Annotated in this window: 11 protein-coding genes and 1 pseudogene; 3 read left to right on the forward strand and 9 right to left on the reverse strand. The window is 36.9% G+C overall.

Features of this window, described 5'->3' with window-relative positions:
- Nucleotides 1-1029: 1029 nt before the first annotated feature.
- From Q4600_RS18385 to Q4600_RS18415, 7 genes are all read right to left on the reverse strand, one after another.
- Nucleotides 1030-2103, reverse strand: a complete 1074-nt coding sequence (locus Q4600_RS18385; protein WP_303518447.1) for a hypothetical protein — start codon at nucleotides 2101-2103, stop codon at nucleotides 1030-1032.
- Nucleotides 2104-2735: 632 nt separating this feature from the next.
- Entirely contained in the window at nucleotides 2736-3467 is a 732-nt protein-coding gene (locus tag Q4600_RS18390; protein ID WP_303518449.1) for a hypothetical protein, read from the reverse strand.
- A gap of 160 nt (nucleotides 3468-3627) precedes the next feature.
- Complete coding sequence (locus Q4600_RS18395; protein ID WP_303518452.1) at nucleotides 3628-4158, reverse strand: hypothetical protein; 531 nt, start codon at nucleotides 4156-4158, stop codon at nucleotides 3628-3630.
- A gap of 29 nt (nucleotides 4159-4187) precedes the next feature.
- A complete protein-coding gene (locus Q4600_RS18400; RefSeq protein WP_303518454.1) occupies nucleotides 4188-4727 on the reverse strand; it encodes a hypothetical protein in 540 nt (179 codons plus the stop codon).
- A gap of 74 nt (nucleotides 4728-4801) precedes the next feature.
- Nucleotides 4802-5494 (reverse strand): hypothetical protein, encoded by a 693-nt coding sequence (locus Q4600_RS18405; protein WP_303518456.1) that lies wholly within the window; start codon nucleotides 5492-5494, stop codon nucleotides 4802-4804.
- 568 nt (nucleotides 5495-6062) lie between these two features.
- Nucleotides 6063-7496, reverse strand: a complete 1434-nt coding sequence (locus Q4600_RS18410) for a DEAD/DEAH box helicase (RefSeq protein ID WP_303518458.1) — start codon at nucleotides 7494-7496, stop codon at nucleotides 6063-6065.
- Nucleotides 7497-7516: 20 nt separating this feature from the next.
- Nucleotides 7517-8017: a hypothetical protein gene (locus Q4600_RS18415; protein WP_303518460.1), complete on the reverse strand. Its 501-nt coding sequence runs from the start codon at nucleotides 8015-8017 to the stop codon at nucleotides 7517-7519.
- 102 nt (nucleotides 8018-8119) lie between these two features.
- Between Q4600_RS18415 and Q4600_RS18420 the strand changes: the two genes are divergently transcribed.
- Together Q4600_RS18420 and Q4600_RS18425 are read left to right on the forward strand one after the other, a co-directional pair.
- Nucleotides 8120-8356, forward strand: coding sequence for a helix-turn-helix domain-containing protein (locus tag Q4600_RS18420; protein WP_303518462.1), 237 nt, complete (start codon nucleotides 8120-8122; stop codon nucleotides 8354-8356).
- A gap of 258 nt (nucleotides 8357-8614) precedes the next feature.
- Nucleotides 8615-9064 carry a hypothetical protein gene (locus Q4600_RS18425; RefSeq protein ID WP_303518464.1) on the forward strand — a complete coding sequence of 150 codons (450 nt, stop codon included), beginning with the start codon at nucleotides 8615-8617 and terminating at the stop codon, nucleotides 9062-9064.
- Between the two features lie 237 nt (nucleotides 9065-9301).
- Here Q4600_RS18425 and Q4600_RS18430 read toward each other — a convergent pair whose 3' ends face one another.
- Nucleotides 9302-9547, reverse strand: a complete 246-nt coding sequence (locus Q4600_RS18430; protein WP_303518466.1) for a hypothetical protein — start codon at nucleotides 9545-9547, stop codon at nucleotides 9302-9304.
- 378 nt (nucleotides 9548-9925) lie between these two features.
- Here Q4600_RS18430 and Q4600_RS18435 point away from each other — a divergent pair.
- A pseudogene (locus tag Q4600_RS18435) lies at nucleotides 9926-10060 on the forward strand (thioredoxin-dependent thiol peroxidase); the annotation flags it as partial.
- Between the two features lie 108 nt (nucleotides 10061-10168).
- Here Q4600_RS18435 and Q4600_RS18440 read toward each other — a convergent pair.
- Nucleotides 10169-12118 (reverse strand): sodium:proton antiporter, encoded by a 1950-nt coding sequence (locus Q4600_RS18440; protein WP_102528758.1) that lies wholly within the window; start codon nucleotides 12116-12118, stop codon nucleotides 10169-10171.
- Nucleotides 12119-12444 lie beyond the last annotated feature (326 nt).

Genomic DNA, 12444 nt, shown 5'->3' on the forward strand with positions numbered 1-12444 from the left:
TTATCTCAATTTGGAGAAAATCAGTTATACCTGTATAGGCAACCAGTCATTTGGACGACAAGTAAGGCGGTCATAATCGATTAGAAAAAGTGTAGTGGTATAGCGAATTTGGCCACTCTATTGAAGGTGATATTAGATTATTGAGGGTAAATACAAATGACTAAACCTCGAGAGATATCCATTTCAAACACGTTTTGGGGCATAAACGAGTTACTAGCATCAACTTTATACTTCATTTACATTGACTAAATTTCAGTAGTCCATGACTGTAATTTAACCCATTGCCTGCCGCAGGCTATCGTGCAAGCACGACTGTGACACGCTGCATTCTTTATTTAAATCAAAAGGTCCCTGAAAGCTCGGCCATGACGTCCATGTCATGGACGGTCACCGCGGTGCTTACACCCGAATTTTCATCTCTTCGATTTGACTGTATTCGTGTCAATTTAAAAAACTAAAATATCTAGTTTTAATTAGCTAGAAGACTCCATTTGAATTGAGGCAAGTAAGAAAATCGCGTGAGTCCAGACAAGGATGTCTGGCTAGCTTTCTAGGGGAAAGGACGCCCCATCGTAAGCGTTAGTGATTTTTGTAGCTTGCCGAAGCGGACTCAAAATAAAGTTTAAAGCTGGATCATTCTCCGTTGGAAATTTTTCTGTTTAAATTTCGTCGGAGCGGCAAGGGATATCGAAAAGGGAAATGCTGTTGTTTCCCTTTCGTCTGGTGTGGGCGAAGCGCCACGACGTTGGTTTAGACGTTGATTTAGATTCTATTCAAATCTAGAAATCATTAGCTGACTAAAGCTGCTAAATCGTTTTGGGGCAGAAATGTTTTGGCCACGCTAATGGTTAAAAGTTAGTTGAACTAAACCATGCAACTTTAGATTTGTTAATTCATTCCTCAATAGTTTTCGTCTACCGTGGTTTTCTGTTCCATTATGGAATGATGCAGAGGGAGGTTTGAGCAATCCGTAAAATTGAGCATGAAATTATATTTCTGCAATTTCATTTATTGCTAGGCGGTGGTTAACTACCAAAGGCCAATAGGCTCAAGTTCGACTTTCGTTACCCTAGCCATATCTTCAAAGTTTAGAAAGTGTTTAATATTGCCAGATTTGCCTGGTTCTAATTGCAAGATAAAATTCGCAATTTGTTGTTTTCTGATTTCATCCCCGTTTTTATCAAAAAAGTGAGCTATAAACGAGACTGAAAAAATGGGCTGTTCTCCTGAGTATTGATAAGTGCCAATCAATTCAGATCTATTTTCACTTATATACAAAAATTCTAAATCGTTAATTGCAAGAGTATTTGGCAATAATTCAAACTTATTAATTTGCTCTAAAACCTTGTTGTAGTCGCTAATGCACTCATCCAAATAACGGACTCTATATTTACCATACTCCCAATCTAGCTCCTTAATGTCTGCAAGTGCCTGCTCACACTCTTGTAGATAAGCAATAATTTCAGCTTTCATATATAGTGGACTAAAATCAGGTTCGGCAAAATAATCCGCAGGTATTGTAGCAACTCTGTTTAGCTCTTTGGCCTTGTCAGCTGCTTCTGACATTCCATCAACAATCATATCAATTTGATCACGCTTCTCTTGTGCAATTTTATGAGATTTTAAGTCAATAAATACTCCGGTACTAGTGAAGTTCACTTGTACTTCTCTTTCTGCAAACTTCAACCTTTCCGCAGTTAGGTACCCCTGATTGAAAGTATTAATTAATCCTTCCGCTTTCTCTACCATTTTGGGGTGTTTTTCAGAAAATTGCTCCTCAAAATAGAACTCACTAAGTAACTCTGGGAATCGAGTGACAATAACTACTTTGTCATTTTCCTCATTCTCTACCCTGTAAGTAACCATGTCTTTAAGCGCTACCTCTAGAACATAAAATCTGCTGGTTGGTTGCTGCCTTACATCAAAATCTGATTTATCAAATTTGCTGTAACTTAATTTAGAATAGACCTGTTTATCTTCATCGGACAAAAGCTCGTAATTTCCCGTTTTAACGAACTCTAATGCTTGCTCTGATCGTGGCTTTGAGTGCTCTAAACAACCAGCCAATAGCAACAGCGTAAATGCAAATATTACTTTATTCATGAAATCTCCATTTTTTATTCACGATATAGTTATCTATTGCACTATATCGTGAATAAGAGGACAAAACTATTATGTTATATATTAACAGAAACAATGGGATAAAGATCTGCATCTTGATCTACTTCTATCGCAACATCTGAGATAAGCTCACGGATAGAATATATTAGTTCATCACTTTTCACGCTAAACTCCAATAACAATATAATACTTTCTATACGGCTAACAACCGCTTCTAATTCTCACATAATGCCGTCTTTCATTTATCACTTCAATTTATAATCAATAGGTTAATAACTATGCTTTGAGGATAGATTGCTCTGTGAAGCAAAACTGCTAGATGGGGTTAATTCGGATAACTATATGTAGGGTAAACGCACATTAACGGAATGGGAATGAGTCTTACCTCTAAATGATAAAGGGGCATAAATGAGCTAAGCCGCACTAACCCATTTCTGGACAGAAGTGCGTTAGAGTCAAAGCTCTTAAAGTGATGACTCTCATTAGGGAAAGTATGGCAAGCGGATATACGGTAACGTCACGTTAAACGGAGTAAAGTTGTTGGTTATAATGTGTATCAAAGAGGAGCCTAACCAACTGCTTTAGTTCCGCTTAAGCGCCTTAATATAAGGCTGTTAACCACTATTTATTTTCTTAGACCACTCTCTACAGCCAGTTAATTTATCAAATTTTTCAGTTGGGTACTCAATGATATCTATAATATTATCGGATGTGATTGACTCGATCGAATAACCTTCATAATCAGTTGGGTTATCAAGTTTGAACCCTTTACTCGAGAGGAACGTTGCAATTACTTCTTTCCATGGTAACCTGGCGTTAGGGATTGACTTCATAGGTACAATTGCATTAATTACACAAGGGATACCTATATTTTTAAGTACTTCACCTAAAATATCACTACCTTCATGACTATTATATAAAGCTTCTCCTCCCCAAGATTTAAAAAGCCGATTTATTCCATGCTCTCCTGATTTATGAGGCTCGTAAAAACAAAACCAAAGCATATTTGCTCTATTACCATCATCACATTGATTATCAACCCTTAGTTTCTCAGCCACCTCTTTAATAATAGAGCCTTCTGATACGAGCTTTTCAAGACGAGAACTAAGTGTTGCTCCATTTTGAAGAGACATGCCATATTTTGAAATTTTTGAAATTTCACCTCTAGTTAATTTTGTACAGTGGTAACCTATCAAAGAATATTTCTTTAAAATCACACGCACTTCAGATAGTGAGTTTTCAAATTCATATACACTAGATTGGTTTTCACTAACACAGCACCAACCGATAAAAACCTCAAAATTATCTTCTAGATATGCAATAAGGTCTTTTGGCCATGTCGTCATTTTTTCAATGATGATAGAAATAGTTTTTCCCTCAAATAAGATATTTAACGAAAACCTGAAAGCCCTATAAGGCGCACTTAAGCTGACAAAAATTGTTGATTGTAATGTAGAGTAAAGCAGGATCTAACCAACTGTTTTTTTGTTGCGTTTGAACCGTTTATTATGTTTGGAAGCGTTGAAACACCCATTTTAATATTGAGTTCTCATATTCTTTAGATAAGAAATAGTCTGGAATATCCTCTTTATTACTGAGCGAGGTTATACAAGAAACAACGATATCGCCTCTAATCAGCTCTCTTACGAGACTAGCGAGATTTTGCATGAACCTATCGATGTTATCAAAATCATCGAGATTACGATCCATACCCAAAGCTGAACTATGAATTAACTCATTTCTTGAGTCACGCGCTTGGTCTAAAACTTGACTGGCACCTAACTTGTATTCTGGTAATGATTGAATTGCTCTATTTAAATTTTTAAAAGAAGATAAGTTTTTGTTAAGTAATTCCTTAAATTCATCATCAGTAATCATGCCTTTTAATGATACTGAAACTTTGACTGAAGGCAATCTTACTAAAGCCTTACAAGCACTATCAAAGCGACTTGTTAAAATCAATATTCGACCAAATAAACTATGAATCTCGTCAGTAAATTCCGTGCGTTCAAAATCAGTTTGAAATACAGCGTTCATTGTATGCCTTATTGAAACATAACGCCTTGCTATGTTTTATTATCATAGGTTAATAACTTTGAAAACAAGGCTTTAGCCACATCTTTACCAAAGTCTTCAATATTCTCAGGTCCACCATAAGGATACTCTTCATTTGACTGTTCCTTTAGGTAGCAATGAAGTGCAACTGCACTATCATGAGCTATATCAAAAAATGGAACTGCTGGATGCTCATAATTAGGATCGAAGTGAACTACCCATTTGTTTCTGAAGTCTACAACTTGCCCTTGATACTCTGAGAATTCTTCTTGTGTTTTACCGATTGCTTTGAAGAGATAACTACGGAAATGATCGTGGTCTTTTACAACCTTTTTCCAATGACACTCTTCTTTATGAGAACCAAATATTTTGCACCAATTTATCACAGTGTCATATAAGAGAACGTTGTTTAAATGTGTAAATGGACTTAAATCTTTATAAGTTCGATCTAAATCAGTACATTTATCTTCAATAACTAAAAGCGAATGATACGAACGGAAAAATGCATTTAACCATTCAAATCTACTTTGTATCTCATGAAATTTTGGCAAACACTACTCCTTAAAACATAACGTCCGCTTAAATGGACAAAAATTATTGGTTATAATGTGTAGCGGAGTGGAACCTAACCACCTGTTTCTGTTGCGCTTAAAACGCTTGTTAAATTGCGTAAAGCGACTGTCTCAATAAGTTTAGGTAAATGACTTGCGTACCTAACGATAAACTTTAAATGGTCTTTATATAAGTCTAATTTCTCCTTATAAAAATCACCTGCAATAATTGGCTTACCCGAAGGTAACATCAATGAACCCATTGTCATTAATGATGCGTGGCTATAACCATTATAAAAAGTCTTTGCTTGCTTAAGCCACTCACTTCCCTCTATTAAGCCTAATGTATCAGCATTTAATAAAACATTATCGATAGCCCTATGAGCCTTTGTATTATTCTTTCCTTTTTCATAAGACTTGTAAAAATTGACTGGCTTTGCGTTCTTACCCTTATCAATTATTACATCGCTCTCTGCACTAAGTAGTATTGCTAAACATAAAGATTCATAGGAAATTCTCATGGTATTTCCAGAGGCATTAATATGCCCTTCAATCAAAAGCCTTGTTGCTGTAACAAGAGACTCTATGGTCATAAATGTGAATTCCTGCACCCATTTATATTTTTGTTTTTCGGGCTCACTAAAATAGTGCTCAAAGCAAGATTCACTTTGTTCAAGTAAATTAGTAATCACAGTTATTTCTGAATCGAATGTTGAGCAGAACTCTGCTACTGAACGATCGGTTACTAAGATATTTCGGATACTCAAAACTCCTTTAGCAATTTAACTGTATATTAGGCTGAATTCCGAATAAGAACTGTTTTAATAAGAACAGGTTGCCAGCAATTTAATCACTCAAGAATAACAGTGAATCAGCGTACAAACAATTAGTTACAACACAAAAACGCTCAACCTCTGTTGCTCTTCCTGAGTGTAACAAAGAACCTCCATCATTGCATAAAGTGCAATCTTCGTGCAGGAAGAACTGTCACAATGAGGGTAGAAGTGTCAATTGAGCTAAGTGGTTTCAATTGGAGCTAGACGCTACTAAAAAATAAAGTGCAAAGTCACTAGACTTCAGCTTATATGATAATTAGTGGCAGGTCTTGTATGTAGCGCCTCACATTAGCTTAGCTATTGCAAAAGCTGGTAAACAGGGGGCAAACAAACTTCTTCCCTAGCTAACTTTGGGGCAATTCCGAATTACGATGAACAAGTGCTGCTGAACCTTCTGATAACTTATTCTATGCCAAACACATCAATTGACTACAAAGTAGTGGCCAGTTTTGCTAAACCACCACAATCCGATTCTTAAATTTCTAGACCGTCCGTATAATCACCGCAATTCACTTAGCCCCAAAGCTATAGCTTCTTGCCGAAATCGCCCTAAAATATTAACGGTTTTGTCATACGAGCTTGTTAAAAAATGTTCTTCAACGGTTTCACTCTTTCCGTTAAAGGTTGAATGATCAATGAATTTATCATTCTCACAGAATTTGAGTTCTAATGAAGGGCTAGCCTTGCTTTCCTTAGCAAATGTTACCTCTGAAGAAGCTTCATTATTAGCATCTTTTTCATCACAATCTTTCATCTTTTCAAACTGAACGACATCAGCTTCAATAGGTACATCTTGCTTAACTCTATAAGCATATTCCAACAGCTTTGGTTCAGCAGGCATATACATAATAGCCTCTTGATTCGGGGAACTTGTCATTCTAAGTATTCGACCTAAAATTTGTCTATAATGCATTTCTGTTTTGATATTTGTTAGGTGGCAGCAAACCTGTAATCGAGGGATATTAGTTCCTTCACTAATCATGCCTACCGAAATAATCCATTTAGTTTTTGCATGTCTAAATTGTTGAATAATATTACTAGGATCATTTTCTTTGTACGTAACAACAACGGCATCTATGTTAAAATAGCCTTTCATTAATCTTGAAATCTGTTTTGCATGGTCAATGGATGAAGCGACGATTAATCCTGCTGCATCGGAGTTTTTCGCTCTTATTGATGTTAGTTTTTTTTGTGCTGAAGATACGATGTACTTAATGACCTTTTCGTTTTCAATAACTTCCTGATACGAAATGATTGACTCAGACAGTAAAGACTTAAAGCTCGTAAAGGTTTTAGTTTCATCGTCATCAATAACTGAAATGTTATTATTATCCACAGCTATTATCTGCGGAATTCGGCAAACACCATCTTGAATAGCCTCAGCAAGCCCATAAACGTAGTCACATGAAATTTTATAGCTTGGGTGTACATAGTTAGAAAGAACGATAGGAGCAGCGTCTGAGCGCCAAGGGGTTCCTGTTAGTGCTAGTGTGTATTTAGCTCTACCTTTGATGTTTAATATTATTTGTTCTCCCCATGCATTTGCATTCTCAATATTTGATCCTGCGCAGTGGTGGATCTCATCAAAGATTGCAAATACTCGATATCGAGAAAATAGCGCCCAAAATTTTGCATCGAGATGCTGTAAGTTTTGGTATGTCATAGAGTGCCCTTTAGCACCCAACAAACCATCAAATCGTTCATTAATTCTCAATTGTAAACTTTGACTGAAGTCTTGAGATACGATGGAGGAAGGTGAAAAACAAATGACTAAATCAATCAGGTCGTTTTTCAATAATTGGTCGGCTAATTCAGATGCCATCAAGGTTTTACCTGCGCCAGGTGTTGCTAGGGCTAAAAAGTGGCAGTTGCCATTCAAGTATTGCTTTAATGCTTTATTGATACAACTCATTTGCCATTGTCTTAATTTCATATTTTCTCTAATGGTGTTACTTACTTAAGTAGGCCTTCAATGGCTCTAATTTTCCCCAGGATTTTAGTGTTATTGTCTCTGGCTATGTTGTATTGCGGTTGTATTTCATCAACTAATTCAGGGCATTCTGAATAAAGCTCTTTGTATGCTTCTGACTCTCCTAAATTCAATAATAATTCAGCTTTATAGTGGTTCAACTTATTAAGTAAATGCTCTTGCTTACCATCAGGCTTCTTAAGTAATCTTGTCGATTCAGACTTAACTTTTAAGGCTATTGCTTCAACGTCAAAATCAACTGTCTTTTTAAAACGAGTTAACCCTTTTTGTTTCGGTATTATTTTTTTAAGCCAGCCTTTTTTCACCAGCTTTAAAAGTTCGGCATATATTTTTCTTCGAACGATCGAAGGGTCTAAAGAGATATCTCCTTTCAATGCTAAATAGGCTGAACGGACATCATTGGTGGTGAAGTTATCAAAGTTTTTCACCAGAATAATTTGAGCAACAATAGGGTCCAGTTTCAAAGTAAATCCTGATTCAATTAAATATAATGGTGGGTATTATAGGGCGTGGTGCTTTGGCGCTCAACATGAAAATCTAATCATTTTACCTAAGGGAAAACTAGGGTGAGTGATTTAGTTAAACAGTTTGGTGATATGTTGCGCCTAAAGCGTAAAGACGCTGGTTATTCTCAAGAAGGTTTTGCCGCCTATGTAGGTATTGAAAGAGGCAATTACGGCAAGATGGAGCGAGGTTTAGTTAATATAAAATTAGAAACCTTGTACAAATTGGCTAATGCGTTAAATTGCGAATTTGAAGAGATCATGCCCGCAAGAATAAAGTATAAAATTAATTTAGATTAGTCTAAAACATTCTAGTATCACATTCGTGATTCTTTAACTGCGACGTATACGACCTCTTGTCATTTATGGACTGCGCAAAAGAAACCCACACGCGTAAAGAGCGAGTAGCAACATCCAGAACAGGCATATCAGGCTAACTTCCACCTTCGTTTTGCCACAACATGTCACTTGTTTTAATAAACGTTGAGGATGCCCAACTAAATTTCGGAACTAGCGACTATAATAGGCTTCAACAATTTTGGTGGGAAAATTAAAAATATGGTCAAAAAAATAATTTACATCGATTTAGACGATACTATTTGTGATTATTCCAATGCACATAAATTAGCGATCAAGCTGAATCCTGATGTTCTATTCCCGCAAAGTCAAAGTGGGTTCTTTCGTGGTCTACTGCCCTTAGAAGGCAGTATAGAGCTTATGAAAGAACTATTAGCATCAGAGTTATATGACCCATTTATTCTTACAGCACCATCCACTTTGAACCCTCTTTGCTATACAGAAAAAAGGCTTTGGGTTGAAGATTATCTTGGTATGGAGTACGTAGACAGGTTAATCATATCCCCACGTAAAGATTTGTTGAAAGGCTCATACCTCATTGATGACTACGATTATGGTAAAGGCCAGGAGTTATTTTCTGGCGAGATTATTCACTTCGGAACAAGTAAATTCCCAGACTGGAAAACCGTAAGAAATTTTTTGATAATATAACAATAAACAATGAGTAGGCTTCCAACTTTTGTTGCAGCCTTTAAATACGAGCAAATAAACTAAAGCCTATCTAGCTTGTTTTTGGACACAAGTGAGTTTCAAACTTTATTGTCGTGGTGATTGATTACTCCCGAATTCAAAATTCGTAGTACTCCTAGAAAACAAACAACTTGATTTCGTAACTTTATCAAGATAACTTATAGAAAATTATATGTGCTTAATATATATGCGCTAGCCTCATTTAAAGGGTTTAGTAACGAAAGTTATATGTTGTTTTTTATCCTCTAAAGACCGAAGGTATAAAGGCTCTGATTCAGATTCATTAAAATGATGGCTTAGCCCAGCGGTGTTATCTAGATGGCTAATTAGATGCTTAATGACCTCTTTATACTTTTCAGGCACTCGCATTACCGTTGTTTTTTCATATTTAGTTTTTCTACCTGCACCTTGACGATATCCCCCATGCTTATTCTCTTCTGACATCTTTATTCACCTCTTATTTTTAAGTGTAGACTTACCCTACTTGATTAAGTTACAAAATCAAAGCCGCAATATTGTAACTCTCCCTTAAAATCAGGAAAATTTAAGGGAGGCTTACAGGCCTGATAAATGTTCTTACCCAAATTTGCGGACTGCTCTCCCGTATGACAATCAGCTATGAACCATTGCACCGCCTAAACTTTTTATGACAGTTCACAACTCTAAAAAGCGTCAAAAACAGCCCTATTTACAAAAAAATATGACAACTGATATAATTAGGATTCAAAAGGAAAATTTATTAATCTAACTCACTGTTAAGTATAGACTTCATTGAAATATGTCAATTTTTATGTCTTAAATTATGTCCAAGGGTGGTTGGATATGGGTAAAATCTACGATGGCATCCATCGTTTAAGTTTCTTAATTGGTCAAGACGGTAAAGTGGCGCACGTGTTTGATAAATTTAAAACTAAAAATCATCACGAAGTTGTCTTATCAGTTATCGCTGAACACTAATCACAGAATAATATAAGCATTTGAATTAATTCAAATGCTTATACTAAAAGGCTTCGTTAACACGAAGCCTTTTTTGTTACTGATTATTGATTCATTATAAACTGACTTTTATTCCTGAGGCTTTTGTTGACTGTTGGACGGTTTTTTATCCGTTGCTTGCGTTTCATTTTGCTCAGCTTGTTGTTTTTCCGCTTGCCCTTTTTCTGCTAGCAGTTTTGCTTCTCTATCAGCCACTTCTTTTAAGTTACGTTGGATGACATCCTGCTCTTGGGCCTCTTGTGGTAACAAGCTGATGAGCTCGATGCCTATCGGTAAGTCTTGCTCAATACCTGAGACAATTTTTACTTTTTGATCTTTAGTCAAATAAATTAATGGCATTGCAGTTTCGCCATAACGAGATTTAAAGTCTTCCAACGTAAAGTTTTCAGTGATGTTAGTCACCTTGATGACCGCACCTTTAGCCATATAACTGGCAATTCGTGCATATGAGACAGACTCACCAAATAAGCATAAACGTTGTAAATATGATTCAGACAATTGATGTCTAGCACTTCCGCCTTCAGCATTATTTAAACCATAAACTTTTTCACTGCCAAAATAGTCCTGAAAATGAAAACTCACTAGTGGGTTTAATTGTCGATAAGGTGACAGGATTAGTACTCGGCCTATACCGCTTAAGTCCATAAAGTTATCGGCATGCTCTGAAGCTGGGTTGCCAAAATACACTGGAATATTTGCCATACGCGCTTGACGAATATTATCCCAGTTATTATCAGCAAGCATGACTTTGACATTTTTCTCAGTTAACACTTTAGCTAACTCACGTGAAAATTTAGATGCGCCAAATAACAGTAAACCTTGTGACGAATCCGCTTTAACGCCTAAAAATTTTGCCCATGGGCCTGCAGTCAAACTTTGAATAACGACTGTACCGATAATAATTAAGAAAACTAATGGCACAATTGAGCTCGCGCCGTTAACCCCAATAGCTTCTAGCTTTATCGCAAATAGTGATGAGATAGCCGCTGCAACAATACCGCGCGGTGCAACCCAACTTAAAAACCATTTATCAGAGCGGGACAAGTTAGTGCCAATGCCTGAAATCCAAATGCTTAATGGTCTCGCCACCAGCATTACAACCATTAATACACCAATACCACCCCAACCCAGATCTAACATGGCTGTTGAATTTAATCTTGCAGCTAATAAAATAAAAAGTGCAGAAATTAACAGCACCGTTAAAGTTTCTTTAAACTCTAAAATATCCGCAATATCCACGCCGCGCATATTGGCCAGCCAAATTCCCATTACGGTTACAGTCAGCAGACCTGATTCTTCTTGAATTAAGTTAGAACCAACAAACATGCCTAGCATGATGGTTAGCACAGCCGTATTTTTAAGATAATGGGGAAAGACATTGGTTCTTAACGCGACACCAATTAAATAGCCAGCTATAGCGCCCAAGCCAAAACCCAGTAGTAAAGTAATACCTAATGCAGACAATACATGAGTGGTTGGGTCTGCTGCGGCAGCAACTGCGATATATTCATAAACTAAAACCGCAAGAATAGCGCCAATTGGGTCTATCACAATGCCTTCCCATCGCAATATACTGGCAAGGTTTGATTTAGGCCTTACTGTACGCAGCATAGGGACAATAACCGTTGGCCCTGTTACCACAACTAAAGCGCCAAATAACAGTGCCATAGGCCATTCAAAGCCCAATAACCAATGTGCAGCAGGTGCAATACATGCCCAAGTGATAAAAGCACCAAAAGTGACTAAATTCGTCACCATGCGGCCGTGATCTTTAATTTCTTTAAAGTTAAGCGTTAATGCGCCTTCAAACAGGATGACTGCAACCCCTAAAGAAATAATAGGAAACAGTAAATCACCAAAAATGGCGTCTGGATTTAAAATGTCTAAACCGGGTCCTAACAATAGTCCACACAGCAATAGCGGTAAAATTGCAGGTAATCGTAACTTCCAGCCGATCCACTGACACAATAAAGACAACACACCAATGAGTGCGAGCATGCCTGTGATGTGTTCAACCATGTATATATCCTTATAAAAGCGCTAACGTGCTTAGCTGTATCTTTGCCGATGTTCTTTGTATTTTACTTACAGTAATAAAATACTAAATACCTAAGTAGAGCAAGTGATAATTAATAGATTAGACGCATTTAATTAAAGATTCATTAACATCATAAGGTGTTGATTTGAAATACGTAAAAATTAAGCAAACTGTGAAAGGTAAATTTTGAGCACAAAAAAGCCCTTGTCATATGACAAGGGCTGATCTGTTTGGCGGAGCGGACGGGACTCGAACCCGCGACCCCCGGCGTGACAGGCCGGTATTCTAACCAACTGAACTACCGCTC

The sequence above is a fragment of the Shewanella sp. 2_MG-2023 genome, from assembly GCF_030548905.1.
GTDB classification, from domain to species: domain Bacteria; phylum Pseudomonadota; class Gammaproteobacteria; order Enterobacterales; family Shewanellaceae; genus Shewanella; species Shewanella electrodiphila.

Excerpts from the sequence above, each read along its gene's own strand:
- Q4600_RS18395 (WP_303518452.1), bottom strand. The coding sequence starts at position 4,158 with ATGAACGCTGTATTTCAAACTGATTTTGAACGCACGGAATTTACTGAC.
- Q4600_RS18385 (WP_303518447.1), bottom strand. The coding sequence starts at position 2,103 with ATGAATAAAGTAATATTTGCATTTACGCTGTTGCTATTGGCTGGTTGT.
- Q4600_RS18440 (WP_102528758.1), bottom strand. The coding sequence starts at position 12,118 with ATGGTTGAACACATCACAGGCATGCTCGCACTCATTGGTGTGTTGTCT.
- Q4600_RS18390 (WP_303518449.1), bottom strand. The coding sequence starts at position 3,467 with ATGACGACATGGCCAAAAGACCTTATTGCATATCTAGAAGATAATTTT.
- Q4600_RS18410 (WP_303518458.1), bottom strand. The coding sequence starts at position 7,496 with ATGAAATTAAGACAATGGCAAATGAGTTGTATCAATAAAGCATTAAAG.
- Q4600_RS18425 (WP_303518464.1), top strand. The coding sequence starts at position 8,615 with ATGGTCAAAAAAATAATTTACATCGATTTAGACGATACTATTTGTGAT.
- Q4600_RS18430 (WP_303518466.1), bottom strand. The coding sequence starts at position 9,547 with ATGTCAGAAGAGAATAAGCATGGGGGATATCGTCAAGGTGCAGGTAGA.